The following is a 16,986-nucleotide window of genomic DNA, read 5'->3' on the forward strand; positions in this document are numbered from 1 at the left end:
GGGGGTGCTGGTGTATGATTCCGCGGTCATTAAATGGAGCAAGAATGGATTTCATGCAATTCCTCGACATGATCTTGCATGTCGATAAATATCTTGGCACGGTCATCGAGCAGTACGGCACCATGGTGTACATGGTGCTGTTCGCGATCGTGTTTTGCGAAACCGGGCTGGTGGTACTGCCTTTCCTGCCGGGCGATACGCTGTTATTCATCGGCGGCGCGTTTTGCGCTACCGGCGCGATGAATCCGTGGCTGCTGTGCGCACTGCTGATCGTGGCGGCGGTCACCGGCAATACCGTCAATTACTGGATCGGCAGCGCCATCGGGTACAAGGTGTTCACCCACGACTACAAGTGGCTGGACAAAGCGGCGCTGCACAAGACCCATGCCTTTTACGAGAACCATGGCGGCAAGACTATCGTGCTGGCGCGCTTCGTGCCGATCGTGCGGACCTTCGCGCCGTTCGTCGCCGGCGTGTCGGACATGACCTTTGCCAAGTTCCAGGTATTTAATATCGCGGGCGCAGCGCTCTGGGTGGTCGGGTTGGTGGCGGCTGGTTTCTTTTTTGGCAATATCCCCGTGATTCGCGACCATTTGAATACCATCGTGCTGATCGGCGTGGGCGCGGCCGTGATCCCGCTGGCGCTCGGTGGCTTGTGGAAGATGGGGCGGAAGATCCTGAAATAGCGGGCGCCGTGCAAGCGGATGCTGTCCGGATGTAAAAAAGGCAAGCACTTGGTGCTTGCCTTTTTTATTGCGCGCTTTTTGATCAGGCGCTGATGCTGTCGATCAGTCCCATCTCGGCGCTCGACATGAGCTTGTCGATGTCGACCAGGATCAGCATGCGCTGATCGATGGTGCCCAGGCCGATCAGGTGATCGGTATTGAGCGCCGTGCCCATTTCCGGCGCCGGCTTGATCTGCTCCGGCGAGAGGGTGATCACGTCCGAGACGCTGTCGACCACGATGCCAACCACGCGCCCGCCGATGTTGAGGATGATGACGACCGTGAACTGGTCGTAGGTTGGAGTGCCGAGGTTGAACTTGATGCGCATGTCGACGATCGGCACGATGATGCCGCGCAGGTTCACCACGCCCTTGATGAATTCGGGCGCGTTGGCAATGCGCGTGACGGTTTCGTAGCCGCGGATTTCCTGCACCTTCAGAATGTGCACGCCGTACTCTTCCTTGCCCAGGGTGAAGGCGAGAAATTCTTGTGCGGCGATATCGGCCTGGTCGCCTGCGGCGGAGGCGTTGCTGGTTGGAGTTTGGATCATGGTGTCTGCCCCTTGCTGTTCTTTCTGGAGTTACGTCATCTTGTTCTTGGCCAGCGGCGGATTCTTCGCGAAATACTTGCGGATGCCCTTGAGCACCGCATGCGCCATCTGGTCCTGGTAGGCGTCGTCGGTCAGTTTCGCTTCCTCTTCCGGATTGGAAATGAACGCGGTCTCGACCAGGATGCTGGGAATGTCGGGCGCCTTCAGCACGGCAAAGCCGGCTTGCTCCACCGCGCCCTTGTGCAGGCGGTTGATGCCGCCCAGTTCGGCCAGCACCGCCTTGCCGAGCTTGAGGCTGTCGTTGATCTGGGCCGTGGTGGACAGGTCGAGCAGCACGCTGGCGAGCTGGCGGTCGTGCGTCTTGATATTGACGCCGCCGATCAGGTCGGCCGCGTTTTCCTTGTTCGCCAGCCAGCGCGCGGCGGTGGACGATGCCCCTTTTTCCGACAGCACGAACACCGACGAGCCGCGCGCGGTGGTTTCGACGAAGGCGTCGGCGTGGATCGACACGAACAGGTCAGCCTGCACCTTGCGCGCCTTGTTGACCCGCACGTGCAGCGGCACGAAGTAATCGGCGTCGCGCGTGAGCATGACGCGCATGTTGGGGTGTTCCTCGATCTTTCTCTTGAGCCGCCTGGCGATGGCGAGCACCACATCCTTTTCGCGGCTGCCGGAGCGGCCGATCGCGCCGGGGTCTTCACCGCCATGGCCGGGGTCGAGCGCGATGGTGATCATGCGCGTGATCGCCAGCGGCTTTTCATCCTTCGATTCGGCCTTGGCGAGCTGCAGTTCCGGCGTGGCCGGTTTTGCCGGCGCAATCGGTTCCGGCGCCGGCTGGACTTCGGGCATGGCTGCCGCAATAGGGGCGGGCTGTTCCGGGTTGTCCTGCCATTCGCCCTTGCGAATGAGCGCGGCGATCGGGTCCGGCGCGTTGACAGGATACAGGTCGAAGATCAGGCGGTGCTTGTATTCGCCGACCGGCGCCAGTGTGAACACCTGCGGATCGACCTGTTCCTTCAGGTCGAAGACCAGCCGCACTACGTTCGGCCGGTTCTGGCCGACGCGCACCTGCTTGATGTACGGGTCGTTGGACTGGATCTTGGCGACCAGCTCCTTCAAGGTCGGATTGAGCTCCAGGCCTTCGATGTCGACCACCAGCCGGTCCGGGTCCTTCACGAGGAAGTGATTGGTCTTGAGGTTGGTGTCGTTTTCGAGCGTGACACGGGTATAGTCGTCAGCCGGCCACACGCGCACCGCAAGGATTTGCGCGGCGTGGGACGGTAGCGGAGCGAGAACGGAGAGAAGCAGCGTGCCTCCCGCCTTCAGTACGGTACGCCGGGTGACGGCTGTTACAGGTTTGGCGCGAATTTGAGTCGATCGAGGCATTGACAACCCTGGTCTGACAATCCTTGTAATTCTATCTCACGTCCTTCGCCAAAGATGCTTAAAAGCACTTTTATGTCGGGCGGGGGCAACACGGGGTGCGCCTTTTCCGGCCATTCGACGATGCAGACGGTCTGTGCATTGAAATGCTCGCGAAAACCGGCGTCGAGGAATTCTTCCGGGCTCGCCAGCCGGTACAGGTCGAAGTGAATCACTTCGACCGGGCGGCCACCGATGACAACCGAATAGGGTTCGGCCAGCGTATAGGTCGGGCTTTTGACATGGCCGGTGTGGCCGGCCGCATGCAGCAACGCGCGCGTGAGCGTGGTTTTGCCTGCCCCCAGGTCGCCATGCAGGTAGATGGTCAGGCCGGGCATTAACGTGTGCGCGAGCCGGGCGCCCAGCTCGGCGGTGCCGGCCTCTTCATGAAGGTAGGTCTTGAAGTGCTGCATCTCTTAAAATAGCGGTTTGCTGTGTGCGGTGCTAACGGCGCCGATGGTAACGGATCGCGATGACTATTTCCGATGACAATCTTGCCACGCTTGTGCTCGCCATCAAAGCATGGGGGCGCGAGCTCGGCTTTGCGCAAATCGGTGTTGCCGACGTCGATCTCACGCGGGCCGAGCCCGGCTTGCAGGCGTGGCTGGACGCCGGTTATCACGGCGACATGCATTATATGGCAACGCACGGCATGAAGCGTGCGCGGCCGGCCGATCTGGTGCCGGGGACGGTGCGCGTGATCACCGCGCGCATGAATTATCTGCCGCGCGACATGGGCGACGGCTGGTGCGAGCGCGAGGTGCGCAAGGCGGAGGATGCGCAGGCTGCGGTGGTTTCCGTCTACGCGCGCGGACGCGACTACCACAAGGTGCTGCGCGCGCGCCTGCAGCAGCTGGCGCAGCGCATCGAGCACGAAGCCGGCGTCTTCGGCTATCGCGTCTTCACCGATTCGGCGCCCGTGATGGAAGTCGAGCTGGCCGAGAAATCCGGCATCGGCTGGCGCGGCAAGCATACCTTGCTGCTGAATCGCGATGCCGGTTCGATGTACTTCCTGGGCGAGATCCTGACCGACCTGCCGCTGCCGGTCGACGCGCCGGCCACGCGCCATTGCGGGCAGTGCCGCGCCTGCATCGACATCTGCCCGACGCAGGCCATCCTCGGCCCGTGCAAGCTCGATGCGCGGCGCTGCATCTCTTATCTCACCATCGAGCTGAGAGGCTCGATCCCCGTCGAGCTGCGCCCGCTGATCGGCAACCGCATCTACGGCTGCGACGAATGCCAGCTGGTATGCCCCTGGAACAAGTTCGCGCAGCGCGCGAGCCTGCCCGACTTCGATGTGCGCAACGGCCTGGACGGCGCGACGCTGGTCGAGCTGTTTGCGTGGGAGGAAGACGATTTCAATAGCCGCCTGGAAGGCAGCCCGATCAGGCGCATCGGACATGAATGCTGGCTGCGCAATCTGGCGGTCGGATTGGGCAACACATTGCGGCAGGCGCCCGATGCGGCGCACATCGTTGCGGCGCTCCAGGCGCGCGCCGGCCATCCGTCGGAGCTGGTGCGCGAGCACGTCGCGTGGGCGCTGGCGCAGGGCTCAAGCAGCCAGGCCCAGCCAGAACGGCAGCGTCAGGACTGAAAGCAGGGTGCCGGCCGAAATCAGGAAGGCGACGAACGGCCCATTGCCCCCCATGCGCGCGGCCAGCACATAGGCGCTGGAGGCGGTCGGCAGCGCGCAAAACGCAACCACGATCTGCAGCTGCAAGGCCGGCAGTCCGGCCCATCGTCCGAGGGCCAGGCCGGCCGCGGGCATGGCCAGCAGCTTGACCGCCAGGAAGTGGCTCGCCATTCCCTTGGCTTCGTGCAGCCCCGACAGGCGCAGGCCGGCGCCGACGGTGATCAGGCCCACCGCGATGGCGGCATTCGACATGCGCGCCAAGGTGGCGCCAATCACGTCCGGCAGGTGCAGGCCGAGCAGGTTGAACGCCAGGCCGCTGGCGGTGGCGATCAGCAGCGGGTTTTTCGCCAGTTCCGCCAGCAGGCCGCCGCTCTTGTGCACCAGCGCATGCACCGCCGCCATGTTGGCCAGCGGGACCGCAAAGCCGATGATCAGCGCCATGAGCGACGTGCCCTGTTCGCCGCCCAGGCGCGATGCGATCGCCAGCCCAATATAAGAGTTGAAGCGAAACGCCGTTTGCACGCCGGATTCGAACACCATCGGGCCGGCGCGGTAGAGCGGCCTGGCCAGCCAGCCGAGCGCAATGCCCGCCACCGATGCGCCGAGCGCCACCTGCAGCATCGTGCCGGTGCTGGCGAAGTCGAGCCGGGTGCGCGCGGTCGAATAGAACAGCAACGCCGGAAACAGCACGTAATAGATCATCTTTTCCAGCCCGCTCCAGAACGGCGCGCCCCAGTTGGTGCCGCGCATCAGTGCGAAGCCGAGCAGGATCAGCGCGAAATCGGGAAACAGGGTGGTGGCGATCGACATGAAGCGCGGCAGGCGGCGAAGAAGTGGATGCAGTGGCGGCGGCGATTGCGCCGGCTTACTTCAGGAGGCGCGCCAGTTCGACCGCCGTTTTCACGTTCATCTTGTCGAAGATATGCGCGCGGTGCACTTCGACCGTGCGCATGGAAATGCCGAGTTCGTCGGCGATCACCTTGTTCATCTTGCCAGCCAGGATCAGGTCGAGCACTTCACGTTCGCGGATCGACAGCGACGCCAGGCGCGAGTGCACCGCGGCGGCGGCGCTGGCTTCGCGGGAAGCCGCCAGCGCTTCCTGCACGCGGTCCATCAACTTGTTGTCGTTGAACGGCTTTTCGAAAAAATCGAAGGCGCCGCGCTTCAAGGTGTCGACCGCCATCGGCACGTCGCCGTGGCCGGTCAGGAAGATGACCGGCAGGCGCTGCGTCATGCCGCGCGCGGTGAGCGTGTCGAACAGCGCCGCGCCGCTGATGTCGGGCATGCGCACGTCGAGCAGCACGCAGTCGCCTGCGGGATCGAATGCGCTTGGCGCGTCCAGCGCAGACAGAAATGCCGCACCGCTGTCGTAGGCTCGGGCGTCGATCGAGCGCGATTGCGCCAGCCAGGTGAGCGAATCGCGAATGACTTCTTCGTCGTCGACAATGTGCAGCATTACGTCTCCAGGTGTTGCCGGATTTCATTCCGGATTTTTAGTGATTATATTCACACCCGCGCTGGTCGGGGCGACAAAGGCCAGCGTGCTAGCCGCTTTCGCTCTGGCTTTCGCCGGTTGTTGCCGAATCCGCCACATTTTCAGCCAGGATCGGCAATGTGAAGCGGAAGATCGTGCCGCCGCCCGGATTGTCCATGTGCACCATGGTCCCGCCATGGAATTCGACCGCCGTGCGGCAGATGTTCAGGCCCATGCCCATGCCTTCCGCCTTGGTCGAGAAAAACGGCGAGAACAGGCGCTGCGCCACGTCTTCCGGGATGCCGTGGCCGCGGTCGATCACCGAGATCGCCACGTTTTGCTGCGTGCTGGCCTCGCTGTCGAGTTCGGCCACGATGCGCAGAATGCGGCGTTCCGGCGCGACGTGTTGCATCGCCTCGATCGCATTGCGCGTCAGGTTCAGCAGCACCTGTTCGAGCATCACGCGATCGGCCAGCACTTCCGGCAGCCCGGGTTCGAGCTGGATGTGGGTCGCGACGAAAAATTGACGGGCCTGCAACTCCACCAGCGGAATCACGCTGTCGATCCAGTCCTGCACCGTGACCGGCTCGCGCCGCGGTTCGCGCCGCTTGACGAAGGTGTGCACGCTGCGGATGATCTGGCCGGCGCGCTGCGCCTGGGCCCCGGCCTTTTCCAGCGCCGGCTTGAGCATGTCGAGATCGATGCCGCCGCCGCGGTTGACGATCATGTTCAGCGCGCCCGTGGTGTAGCTGGAAATCGCCGCCAGCGGCTGGTTTAGTTCGTGCGCCAGGGTCGAGGCCAGCTCGCCCATGGTGGCCAGACGCGCGCTGGCTTGCAGCTGCTCCTGCTGGCGGCGGCTCAGGTCTTCCGCCTTCTTGCGGTCCGAAATGTCGAGGATCGAACCCATCCAGCCGGTTTGCCTGCCGCTGTCGTCCACCAGCGGCGACTCGAAGATCAGCACTGGAAAGCGCTCGCCGTTGGCGCGCTGGAACACCGTTTCGTACTGCGGCGTGACGGTGCCGGCCAGCACCTGAGTGAAGCGCTGCTGGTATTCATTCATCGCTTCCGGCGCCCAGTAGGCCATCGGCGGCCGCTTGCCGATCAGGTCCTCGGCCGGGATGCCGACCATTTCGCAAAATGCCGGATTGACATACGTGATGCGGCCCTCCAGGTCGCGCGCGCGCAAGCCGGTCATCAGCGAGTTTTCCATCGCGGTGCGGAAGGCGACCTGCCTGCGCAGTGCGCCTTCGGCCGCCAAGCGGCGGTTGATGTCGCGCCACAGCGCCCACAGGCTCCACAGCAAGCCGAGCGACAGCGCGATGACGGACGCCACCAAGAGGCTGGGCAGCAGCTTGGGGGCGCCCTTGACGCTGTTGGTGCGCAGCGTCAGCGTTGCTCCCGGCAAGTCCAGCATGCGCTGATGCGTGTAGACGCCGCGTCCCGGGCCGCCGGCGGTGCGCTTTTCGATGACTGCGTCGTCATGGTCGGTGATCGCGATTTCGTTGTCCTGTGCGAACCACCACGGCACCATCTCGTTCAGGATGCTCGACACGGAAAAGGTCGCCACCAGGCTGCCGGCATAGCTGTCCCCCATCAGCAGCGGAACATGATAATCAAGCAACATCGGCCCGCGCTGGCCGGACGGCGGCGCGGGCATGCTGTATTGCGGGCTTTTCGACTGGCGCGCATGTTCGGCGGCGTTGCGCGACGGCGGCGACAGGCGCTCGAGCGTGACCGGCTCGTCGTCGGTGGAGAGGACCGCCTTGCCGCTGGCGTCGAGCTGGGCTACGCGCACGAATTCGCGGTTGTTTTTGATGAGCGCCGTCAGGCGCTCGCGCAACCGGTTCGCCGACAGCGTGCCGGCGGTGATCTCGTTGGCGATCAGGCGCAGGTTTTCCTCGTCGCGGCCAAGCTGGAAGCGGATGGCCTGCTCCACCCACAGCGTATCGGCGATCAGCTGTTCCTGGCGCTCGGACGATTCCATGCGCTGGGTTTGCCACGGCAGCCACAGTAGCGTGGACAGGATCAGCAGCACCAGCAGGATCGGCAGCATCCAGCGCCAGCCTTGCCTGCGGCTGGGAAAAGCGAGGTTGAATCTCTGCCGGAGTGTGCGGGAGGCCATGGTCGGGACGTAGGGGACGATCGGTGGAACGCGGTTCATCCATCGGGACGGAGGGTTCCTAGTGTAGACGATCCGCAGCCGCAAGCCGATAGCGCCCGATTGTGGTTAACCACACTTGTTGGGCTTTCGCCAGATGCCGACAATGCCAAGGTAGACACGAAAGGTTTTGTAATCCATCCCGAAGGAGACATGCATGAAACTGAAAACCCTGGTATTCGCCTTGGCCGCCGCCGCCATCGTCAGCGGAAACGCGTTTGCGCAAGCGCCGATCGTCATCAAGTTCAGCCACGTGGTGGCCAACGACACGCCCAAGGGCAAGGCCGCCGATCGCTTCAAGGAGCTTGCCGAAAAGGCAACCAAGGGCCGTGTAAAGGTCGAAGTCTATCCGAACAGCACGCTGTACAAGGATAAGGAAGAGCTCGAAGCGCTGCAGCTGGGCGCGGTCCAGATGCTGGCCCCATCGCTGGCCAAGTTCGGCCCGCTCGGCGTGAAGGAATTCGAAGTGTTCGACCTGCCGTACATTTTCCCGGGCAAGGACGTGCTGTACCGCGTCACAGAAGGCCAGATTGGCAAGGACCTGTTCAAGAAGCTGGAGCCGAAGGGCATCACCGGCCTGGCCTACTGGGACAACGGCTTCAAGGTCATGTCCGCCAACAAGCCGCTGCGCACTCCGGCCGATTTTCGCGGTCTGAAGATGCGTATCCAGTCGTCCAAGGTGCTTGACGCGCAGTTCCGCGCCCTCGGCGCTAACCCGCAGGTGATGGCATTCTCCGAGGTGTACCAGGCGCTGCAGACCGGCGTGGTGGATGGCACCGAGAATCCGCCGTCCAACCTGTACACGCAGAAGATGCACGAAGTGCAAAAGCACGTGACGGTATCCAACCATGGTTATCTGGGCTATGCGGTGATCGTCAACAAGAAGTTCTGGGACGGCTTGCCGGCTGACATCCGCACCGCGCTGGAAGGCGCGATGAAGGATGCGACCAAGTACGCCAACGCGATCGCGCAGCAGGAAAACGACAAGTCGCTGGACGCCGTGCGCAAGTCCGGCAAGACCGAAGTCTACGTGCTGAACGACAAGGAAAAGGCTGAATGGCGCAAGGCGCTGCTGCCGGTGCAGACCTCGATGGCCGGCCGCATCGGACCTGACCTGATCCAGGCGGTCAACAAGGAAGCGGCGGCGCTGGGCTACAAATAAGCTGCGTGAAGTAATCAAGCAGCAAGGATATGCGGCTAGACGGTCAAGGACCGCCGGCCGCATATTTGCAAAATGGCACCGTCGGGTAATCGTTGCCGGCGGGGCTGAAAAGGAGAGTATATGAAGTTCCTCGATCATCTGGAGGAGTGGCTGATCGCCTTCCTGATGGGCGCGGCGACAATCATCACGTTTGTCGCGGTGCTGCATCGTTATGTATCCGGGTTTGCGATTCCGGGCCTGCAGGACTGGCTCATTTCGCTCAATACCAGCTGGGCCCAAGAGCTGACCATCTACATGTTCGTGTGGATGGCCAAGTTCGGCGCGGCCTACGGTGTGCGTACCGGCATCCACGTCGGCGTCGACGTGCTGATCAACAAGCTCAACACGCCGTGGCGCAACAAGTTCATCGTGTTCGGTCTGCTGGCGGGCGCATTGTTTACCGGCGTTATTGGCACGCTCGGCTTGAATTTTGTGCGCGAGCTCAGCAGCACCTCCAGCACTTCCGAAGTGCTGGAACTGCCGATGTGGATGGTGTATTCCGCCATTCCGCTCGGTTCTTACCTGATGTGCTTCCGCTTCCTGCAAGTGACGTGGAGCTTCATCAAGACCGGTGAACTGCCGAAGCACGACCCGTCGCATGTCGAAGGGCTTGAAAATGAAGACCTGACGGGGAGCCGGGTATGAACGCAGCCATTATTTTCGTCCTCTTGCTGGTGCTGATGCTGACCGGCATGCCGATCTCGATTTCGCTCGGCCTGACGGTGTTGACCTTCCTGTTCACGATGACGCAGGTGCCGATTGAATCGGTCGCACTGAAGTTGTTTACCGGCATCGAGAAGTTCGAGATCATGGCGATCCCGTTCTTCATTTTGGCCGGCAACTTCTTGACGCACGGCGGCGTCGCGCGGCGCATGATCAATTTCGCCACGTCCATGGTCGGCCACTGGCACGGCGGTCTGGCGCTGGCGGGCGTGGTGGCTTGCGCCTTGTTCGCGGCGGTGTCCGGTTCCTCGCCGGCGACCGTGGTGGCGATTGGCTCGATCATCATGCCGGCGATGGTGCGCCAGGGCTATCCGAAAGGCTTCGGCGCAGGCGTCATCACGACCTCCGGCGCGCTCGGCATCCTGATCCCGCCATCGATCGTGATGGTGATGTATTCGGTGTCGACCAATACCTCGGTGGGCAAGTTGTTCATGGCGGGCGTGATTCCTGGCTTGCTGCTGGCAACGTTCCTTGGCCTGACCACCTGGTTCCTGGCGAAGAAGAAAAACTATCCGCGCATGCAGAAGGCAACCTGGGGCCAGCGCTTCATTGCTTTTCGCAAGAGTGCCTGGGGCTTGCTGCTGATCGTGATCGTGATGGGCGGTATCTATACCGGTATCTTTACGCCGACCGAAGCGGCCGCCATGTCCGCCGTGTATGCCTTCATCGTCGCCGTGTTCGTCTACAAGGACATGGGACTGAAGCAGGTGCCGAAGGTCTTGCTGGATTCCGCCTCGATGTCGGCGATGCTGCTGTATATCATCACGAACGCTGTGCTGTTCTCGTTCCTGATGACCAGCGAAAATATCCCGCAGGCGATGGCCGGCTGGATCATGGACAAGGGCTTCGGGCAGATTTCCTTCCTGCTGGTGGTGAACGTGCTGCTGCTGTTGGCCGGTAACGTGATGGAGCCGTCGTCGATCGTGCTGATCATGGCGCCGATTCTGTTCCCGGTAGCGACCGCGCTCGGCATCGATCCGGTGCACTTCGGCATCATCATGGTGGTGAACATGGAAGTCGGTATGTGCCATCCGCCGGTGGGCTTGAACCTGTATGTGGCGTCCGGCATCACGAAGATGGGCATTACCGAGCTCACGGTCGCGGTCATGCCGTGGCTGCTGACGATGGTCGGCTTCCTGTTGCTGATCACCTATGTTCCGCAAATCTCGTTGTGGTTGCCGAGCCTGATGTATTGATCAGACTAAGCTGTTCGGCAACAAAAGGCGCGCCCACAAGGCGCGCCTTTTTTCATCTATCCTATGGCAATGGATAAATCTTCCGTTACCGCATTGATCGACCGTACGGCGCTGTCCGACGCGGCATCCGCTCAGCCCTTGTCAGCCATGTTTTCCGCCATCGTCGTCGCGCCGTTCGGTGGATTCGGCATTCGCACCGACGTCGGTGCCGTGCGCGAACTGGTGTACCTGCCGAAAAGTTTCGGCGAAAAGGCGCCGGTCGACGCCCTGTCCGAACAGGCAGCGCGCCAGATCGCGCATTATCTTGCCGATCCGGATTTCCGCTTCGATCTGCCGCTGTCCGAAGCCGGCACGGCATTTCAACGCCGGGTGTGGGATGCCATTTGCGCCATTCCGCGCGGGCAGGTGCTGACCTACGGCCAAGTCGCCAAACAGATCCGTTCCGCGCCACGGGCGGTCGGACAAGCGTGCGGTGCGAATTGGTTTCCGATCATCATTCCCTGCCACCGCGTCACCGCCGCTGGTGGACTGGGCGGCTTTTCGAACCACGACGAGGCGGACGGTTTTCACTTGGGCGTCAAGCGCTGGCTGCTGGCGCATGAAGGCGTGGCGGGCTATTGATGACCGATGGTGTTGCTGCTCCGCCCGCAGCCGATCAGGGCGCGATCGACGAATTTTGCGATACGCTGTGGCTGGAAGACGGTCTTGCCAAAAACACGCTGGACGCCTACCGGCGCGACCTGAGCCTGTTCGCGGACTGGCTTGCCCAGGAGCGCGGCAAGACGCTGTACGCGGCGACAACGGAGGACTTGAACGCTTATTTCGCGGCGCGCCATGCCAGCACCAAGGCGACTTCCGCCAACCGCCGTCTTGCCTCTTTAAAGCGCTTCTATCAGTTCGCGCTGCGCCAGCACAAGATCGATGTTGATCCCTGCCTGAAGCTGAAATCGGCCAAGCAGCCGCCGCGTTTTCCCAGGACCCTGACCGAGATGCAGGTGGAGGCGCTCTTGGCCGCGCCCGACGTGAACACGCCGCTCGGCTTGCGCGACCGCACCATGCTGGAGTTGATGTACGCCAGCGGCTTGCGCGTGTCGGAACTGGTGTTGCTCAAAACGATCGAGCTGGGCATGAACGAAGGCGTGCTGCGCATTACCGGCAAGGGCGGCAAGACGCGGTTGGTGCCGTTCGGCGAGGAAGCGCGGGACTGGATCGAGCGTTACCTGAAGCAGGCGCGTTTTGCCATCCTCAACGGGCAGGTCGACGACGCCTTGTTCGTCACCGGGCGCGGCGGCGCCATGACGCGCCAAATGTTCTGGATGCTGATCAAGAAGTACGCGCTGCGCGCGCAGATCAATGCGCCGCTATCGCCCCACACCTTGCGACACGCATTCGCGACGCATCTGCTCAATCACGGCGCCGACCTGCGTGTCGTGCAATTGCTGCTCGGGCACGCCGATATATCGACAACGCAAATCTATACGCATGTGGCGCGCGAACGCTTGAAGAAACTCCATGCGCAACATCATCCGCGCGGCTGAGGCCGGGCGGGGAAGAACTGCGCCGCCGGGCTGCCTACCGGGTCAATGAGTGTTACAAATCGTAAAGCTTGCATCGCGCCGGGCACGCTGCACAGATACTTGTAGTGCCCACAGGGGAGGGCTCGTTCTGTGGGCAATCGGGGAAGGAATGCGCTATGCCGACGATTCGCAAGGAAGGATTTCTTTTTGATAATCAGGGCGGAATGGCCTTGCAATTCCTCAATTTGAGCTGGCCTGTGTTTTGTTAAATTTTATGCCTGTCACTTTGCTGGAGCGTTTTCGATGGAAGTCTTGCGGACTATTTCTTATATTGCGCTGATCGTCGCCACCCTCACCGCCACTTACATGGTGTCGCAGATCTGATTTTGTGCGGCATCGGACGGCGCTTGTTGTGGGCGCCGGCAGAATGCAAAACGGGCCGCGTGATGCGGCCCGTTCTCATTTCGTTAAATCAACGAATTATTTGCGTGCGCGATTGGCGGTTTTATCGGCCGCTTGCGAGAACTGGTTGACTGCCGAGTTCATGTTCGCTTCCATGACTTCGACCGCTTGCTTGGTGGTTTTGCTGAATTGCTCGTAGCCGGCATTCGCATTGGTAATGGCCGATTTGACGATCGCAACCACGTTTTCCGTGCCGGCAGGCGCATTCTTCGACACGTCTTCGACCAGTTCGGTTACCTTGCGGCCGGTTTCGGCGAACTGCTCTTCGGCTGCGCGGGTGAATTCCGCCTGGGCATTGGTGGCAATTCCCGCCAGATGACGGCCATAGGCAATCGCCTTGGCGGCAGCCGGTTGCGCCTGGGCCGCGGTCAGGGAAAAGAATTCCTGCGGATCCTTTGCGCTCAACAACTGCTTGGCGGCGATCGAGGAATCTTCCAGCGACGCCTTCGCCACGTTGAGATTCAGGTCGACTACTTTTTCAACGCTTTCAAAGGCTTTGCTGGTCAGGTTGGTCAGCAGCGACAGCTGGGCTTCCAAATTCGCCTTGGCGACGTTGGAAAATTGTTCGGGGATCGGGAACATGGATTTCTCCTTGGAATAAATAAGCATCGGATGAATAGGCACGCAATATTGTGCGGTGCAACAATATGTATTGTAAGGGCGAACCCGGGGAAGTCAAGTGATTTTTGTGCGTTGCACAAAAACGGTCAAACCATGCATGAAAATGGCATTTGTGAATAAGAGAAGGATGGTTGTACCTTGCATTCCGGCCATATTCCGGAACAAGGAATGACAAGGCGCGATGGGCCTTGCTGATGTCGTTTTATCACAGACGACTTTTATCAGGATCAGTGCACAAGCCCGATCGGTACGGTCATTGAGCTTGCTCAAGTGCCGCATGCCAACTTGCTTGTTTGGCATTCTTTGCGCGCGAGCGGCAGATGGGGCATCGCAACCCGGCTTTCTTGCTGCATAATGTCGCCCAGTTTTTTGGATTGGCGCTATGGCAAAGAAAGAGCATGTGTCGGAAACGCCGGCCACGCAGTTCCTGCGCAAGCATGGCATTGCGTTTTCCGAGCATCCCTACGACTACGAAGAGCACGGCGGCACCGCCGTGTCCGCGCGCGAACTGGGCGTCGACGAGCATCATGTCGTCAAAACCCTGATCATGCAGGACGAGGCGGCCAAGCCGCTGATCGTGCTGATGCACGGCGACCGCAAGGTATCGACCAAGAACCTGGCGCGCCAGATCGGCTGCAAGTCGGTCGAGCCGTGCAAGCCGGAAGTCGCCAACCGGCATTCCGGCTTCCTGGTTGGCGGCACCTCGCCGTTCGGTACCAGGAAGGCGATGCCGGTGTATGTGGAAGAGAGCGTGCTGGCGCTCGACAAGATTTATATCAATGGCGGACGGCGCGGTTACCTGGTGGGTATCGATCCGCGCGCCATTTTGCAAGTGCTGCCGGCCAAGCCGGTCACGTGCGCGCTGGAAGAGTGAGCACGGCACTTTTGTTGAAAGGGAGAGAATGAATACATTGCTGTTGACGATCGCGGCCTACCTGATCGGATCGATTTCGTTTGCGGTCGTGGTGAGCAAGGCGTTTCGCCTGGCCGATCCGCGCACCTACGGCTCGAAGAATCCGGGCGCGACCAACGTGCTGCGCAGCGGGAACAAGGCGGCCGCGGCATTGACGCTGCTGGGCGACTGCGTGAAGGGCTGGCTGGCGGTGTGGCTGGTGCAGCAGTATGGACCGCAATTCGGCGTCGGCGACGATGGCGTCGCGCTGGTGGCGCTGGCCGTGTTCCTCGGGCACCTGTGGCCGGTGTTCTTCCGGTTTGTCGGCGGCAAGGGCGTCGCGACCGCCCTGGGCGTGCTGCTCGGCCTGAATGGCTGGCTGGGGCTGGCGACGCTGGTCACCTGGCTGGTGGTCGCGTATGCCTTCCGCTATTCGTCGCTGGCGGCATTGATCGCCAGCGTGTTTGCGCCGTTCTATTACGGCCTGTTGTTCGGTTTCGACGCGAAACTGCTGGCCGTGCTGGTCATGAGCGCGCTGCTGATCTACCGCCATCGCCAGAATATTGCGAACCTGATGGCGGGCAAGGAAAGCAAGATCGGCAGCAAGAAGAAGTAAGAAGCAGGCCTTACACGTTTTTCAACTCGTCCAGCGGCCAGCGCGGCCTGACATTGAAGGCATAGTCGCGCCGCGCCGCATGCGGATTGATCTGCAGGCGCATCGCGCCGGCAAACGCGATCATCGCGCCATTGTCGGTGCAGAATTCCAGTTCCGGGTAGTACACGCGGAAGCGCCGCTTGTGCGCCGCCGCGTCGAGCGCCTCGCGCAGCTGGCGGTTGGCGCCGACGCCGCCGGCGATCACCAGCTTCTTCAAGCCCGTCTCCTTCAGCGCCGTCACGCATTTCGCCACCAGCACATCGACGATCGCGTCGACGAAGGCGCGCGCCACATTCGCCTTGTCCTGTTCGCAGATATTGGTGATCTGGTTCTTCACCACCGTCAGCACGGCCGTCTTCAGGCCGGAAAAGCTGAAATTCAAATCCTTCGAATGCAGCATCGGACGCGGCAGCTTGTAGACGCCGGGGTCGCCGAATTCGGCCAGGCGCGAAATCGCCGGCCCGCCGGGGTAGCCGAGGCCGAGCAGCTTGGCCGACTTGTCGAACGCTTCGCCGGCCGCGTCGTCCAGCGTCTCGCCCAGCAGCGTGTACTGGCCGACGCCGTCGACGCGCATCAGCTGGGTATGGCCGCCCGAGACGAGCAGGGCGACAAACGGAAAGGAGGGCGGGTCGCGCGACAGCAGCGGCGACAGCAGGTGGCCTTCCAGGTGATGCACGCCCAGCACCGGCCTGTCCAGTGCCAGCCCCAAGCCGCAGGCGACCGACGCGCCCACCAGCAGCGCGCCGGCCAGTCCCGGCCCCTGGGTGTAGGCGATGGCGTCGATGGCCGAACGCGGCACATCCGCATTCTTCAAGACCTGCTCCAGCAGCGGGATGGCGCGCCGGATATGGTCGCGCGAGGCCAGTTCCGGCACCACGCCGCCGTATTCCTCGTGCATGGCGACCTGCGAGTGCAGGGCATGCGCCAGGAGGCCGCGTTGTGTGTCGTACAACGCGATGCCGGTTTCATCACAGGAGGATTCGACGCCGAGGACAATCATGGGATGGCAGGCTTCTTGCAAAGCCTCATTGTAAAGGAAAGCGTTATTCCAGGCCCTTACTATCCTCTCCCGTCATGACAGATTCCAGACACCTCAAAATCGTCGTCGTCAATTCCCTCGTCGCGCCACAAGGCGCAAGCCCCGCAGCGCAAGTGCAGGCCGAGCGTGCCCGCGCGCTGCGCATCGGCTTGCTCGAAGGCGGCTACAACATCCTGGCCGCATTGCCGCCGGACGCCGACCTGGAAGAGCAGATCGCGCAGCTGCAGCCGGACGTGATCATCGTCGACGAACAGTCGGACGCCGCCCTCAAAAAAGTGGTGGCCGCCACAGCCAACGAGCGCCGGCCCATCGTCTGCTTCACCGAGGATAACGACAAGGTCAAGATGCAGGCCGCCATCGAAGCCGGGGTGTCTGCCTACGTCGTGGCAGGCCTGTCGGCCGAGCGCGTCAAGGCGGTGCTGGACGTGGCGCTGGCGCGCTTCGAAGTCGACCAGAAGCTGCGCCTCGAACTGTCCGAAACCAGGCTCAGGCTGGCCGAGCGCAAGGTGATCGAGCGCGCCAAGGGGCTGCTGATGGAGCGACATCGCTGCACCGAGGACGAGGCCTACCGCAAGCTGCGCCGGCTGGCGATGGACAAGAACCTGAAGCTGTCCGACGTGGCGCAGCGCATGATCGACGTCGCCGACCTGCTCATTTGAGTGCGGCATCGGCATGCGGAGCACGATAACGGTGCGCCGGCCAGCGCCGCCAAGGACGC

The 16,986-nt window shown here is 62.0% G+C and carries 18 protein-coding genes; 10 read left to right on the plus strand and 8 right to left on the minus strand.

What is annotated here, in order from left to right:
- The first annotated feature begins 44 nt into the window (after window positions 1–44).
- Window positions 45–686 (plus strand): VTT domain-containing protein, encoded by a 642-nt coding sequence (locus tag TSA66_RS11325; protein ID WP_040040106.1) that lies wholly within the window; start codon window positions 45–47, stop codon window positions 684–686.
- An 82-nt stretch (window positions 687–768) separates the two neighbouring features.
- On the opposite strand, the gene TSA66_RS11330 is transcribed toward TSA66_RS11325, so the two are convergent.
- Genes TSA66_RS11330 through tsaE form a run of 3 tightly spaced genes read right to left on the minus strand, consistent with a single transcriptional unit; the run spans window position 769 to window position 3,110 of the window.
- On the minus strand, window positions 769–1,275 hold the full coding sequence (locus tag TSA66_RS11330) for a chemotaxis protein CheW (protein WP_040040107.1): 507 nt from the start codon (window positions 1,273–1,275) through the stop codon (window positions 769–771).
- A 30-nt stretch (window positions 1,276–1,305) separates the two neighbouring features.
- On the minus strand, window positions 1,306–2,661 hold the full coding sequence (locus TSA66_RS11335) for an N-acetylmuramoyl-L-alanine amidase (protein WP_040040108.1): 1,356 nt from the start codon (window positions 2,659–2,661) through the stop codon (window positions 1,306–1,308).
- A complete protein-coding gene (gene tsaE, locus TSA66_RS11340; protein WP_040040109.1) occupies window positions 2,625–3,110 on the minus strand; it encodes a tRNA (adenosine(37)-N6)-threonylcarbamoyltransferase complex ATPase subunit type 1 TsaE in 486 nt (161 codons plus the stop codon). The genes TSA66_RS11335 and tsaE overlap by 37 nt, the downstream gene beginning before the upstream one ends.
- A 59-nt stretch (window positions 3,111–3,169) precedes the next feature.
- Between tsaE and queG the strand changes: the two genes are divergently transcribed.
- Window positions 3,170–4,291, plus strand: a complete 1,122-nt coding sequence (gene queG, locus TSA66_RS11345) for a tRNA epoxyqueuosine(34) reductase QueG (protein WP_040040110.1) — start codon at window positions 3,170–3,172, stop codon at window positions 4,289–4,291.
- On the opposite strand, the gene TSA66_RS11350 is transcribed toward queG, so the two are convergent.
- From TSA66_RS11350 to TSA66_RS11360, 3 genes are all read right to left on the minus strand, one after another.
- The gene (locus TSA66_RS11350; RefSeq protein ID WP_040040111.1) at window positions 4,250–5,140 is read right to left on the minus strand and encodes an AEC family transporter; all 891 of its coding nucleotides are present in this window, start codon (window positions 5,138–5,140) and stop codon (window positions 4,250–4,252) included. The genes queG and TSA66_RS11350 overlap by 42 nt on opposite strands.
- Before the next feature lie 55 nt (window positions 5,141–5,195).
- Window positions 5,196–5,786 (minus strand): response regulator transcription factor, encoded by a 591-nt coding sequence (locus tag TSA66_RS11355; RefSeq protein WP_040040112.1) that lies wholly within the window; start codon window positions 5,784–5,786, stop codon window positions 5,196–5,198.
- Between the two features lie 88 nt (window positions 5,787–5,874).
- The gene (locus TSA66_RS11360) at window positions 5,875–7,965 is read right to left on the minus strand and encodes a PAS domain-containing sensor histidine kinase (RefSeq protein ID WP_052452250.1); all 2,091 of its coding nucleotides are present in this window, start codon (window positions 7,963–7,965) and stop codon (window positions 5,875–5,877) included.
- Between the two features lie 154 nt (window positions 7,966–8,119).
- Between TSA66_RS11360 and TSA66_RS11365 the strand changes: the two genes are divergently transcribed.
- The 5 genes from TSA66_RS11365 (at window position 8,120) to xerD (ending at window position 12,620) form a co-directional block, all read left to right on the plus strand.
- Window positions 8,120–9,124 (plus strand): TRAP transporter substrate-binding protein, encoded by a 1,005-nt coding sequence (locus TSA66_RS11365; RefSeq protein ID WP_040040113.1) that lies wholly within the window; start codon window positions 8,120–8,122, stop codon window positions 9,122–9,124.
- Between the two features lie 120 nt (window positions 9,125–9,244).
- Window positions 9,245–9,808 (plus strand): TRAP transporter small permease, encoded by a 564-nt coding sequence (locus TSA66_RS11370; protein WP_040040114.1) that lies wholly within the window; start codon window positions 9,245–9,247, stop codon window positions 9,806–9,808.
- On the plus strand, window positions 9,805–11,082 hold the full coding sequence (locus TSA66_RS11375; RefSeq protein WP_040040115.1) for a TRAP transporter large permease: 1,278 nt from the start codon (window positions 9,805–9,807) through the stop codon (window positions 11,080–11,082). The genes TSA66_RS11370 and TSA66_RS11375 overlap by 4 nt, the downstream gene beginning before the upstream one ends.
- A gap of 147 nt (window positions 11,083–11,229) precedes the next feature.
- Window positions 11,230–11,703, plus strand: coding sequence for a methylated-DNA--[protein]-cysteine S-methyltransferase (locus TSA66_RS11380; protein ID WP_232429565.1), 474 nt, complete (start codon window positions 11,230–11,232; stop codon window positions 11,701–11,703).
- Window positions 11,703–12,620 (plus strand): site-specific tyrosine recombinase XerD, encoded by a 918-nt coding sequence (gene xerD / locus TSA66_RS11385; RefSeq protein WP_040040116.1) that lies wholly within the window; start codon window positions 11,703–11,705, stop codon window positions 12,618–12,620. The genes TSA66_RS11380 and xerD overlap by 1 nt, the downstream gene beginning before the upstream one ends.
- A gap of 459 nt (window positions 12,621–13,079) precedes the next feature.
- Here the strand turns inward: xerD and phaP are convergent, their stop codons facing one another.
- A complete protein-coding gene (phaP, locus tag TSA66_RS11390; RefSeq protein WP_040040117.1) occupies window positions 13,080–13,643 on the minus strand; it encodes a phasin family protein in 564 nt (187 codons plus the stop codon).
- A 421-nt stretch (window positions 13,644–14,064) separates the two neighbouring features.
- On the opposite strand from phaP, the gene ybaK reads away from it, so the two are divergent.
- On the plus strand, window positions 14,065–14,556 hold the full coding sequence (gene ybaK / locus TSA66_RS11395) for a Cys-tRNA(Pro) deacylase (protein WP_040040118.1): 492 nt from the start codon (window positions 14,065–14,067) through the stop codon (window positions 14,554–14,556).
- 28 nt (window positions 14,557–14,584) lie between these two features.
- A complete protein-coding gene (gene plsY, locus TSA66_RS11400; RefSeq protein WP_040040119.1) occupies window positions 14,585–15,190 on the plus strand; it encodes a glycerol-3-phosphate 1-O-acyltransferase PlsY in 606 nt (201 codons plus the stop codon).
- A 10-nt stretch (window positions 15,191–15,200) separates the two neighbouring features.
- Here the strand turns inward: plsY and tsaD are convergent, their stop codons facing one another.
- The gene (gene tsaD, locus TSA66_RS11405) at window positions 15,201–16,229 is read right to left on the minus strand and encodes a tRNA (adenosine(37)-N6)-threonylcarbamoyltransferase complex transferase subunit TsaD (protein ID WP_040040120.1); all 1,029 of its coding nucleotides are present in this window, start codon (window positions 16,227–16,229) and stop codon (window positions 15,201–15,203) included.
- Window positions 16,230–16,303: 74 nt separating this feature from the next.
- Here tsaD and TSA66_RS11410 point away from each other — a divergent pair, with 74 nt between their 5' ends.
- Window positions 16,304–16,927, plus strand: a complete 624-nt coding sequence (locus TSA66_RS11410; RefSeq protein ID WP_040040121.1) for an ANTAR domain-containing response regulator — start codon at window positions 16,304–16,306, stop codon at window positions 16,925–16,927.
- Window positions 16,928–16,986: the final 59 nt, after the last annotated feature.

Origin of the sequence: Noviherbaspirillum autotrophicum (assembly GCF_000818395.1) — a bacterium.
GTDB lineage: Bacteria > Pseudomonadota > Gammaproteobacteria > Burkholderiales > Burkholderiaceae_D > Noviherbaspirillum > Noviherbaspirillum autotrophicum.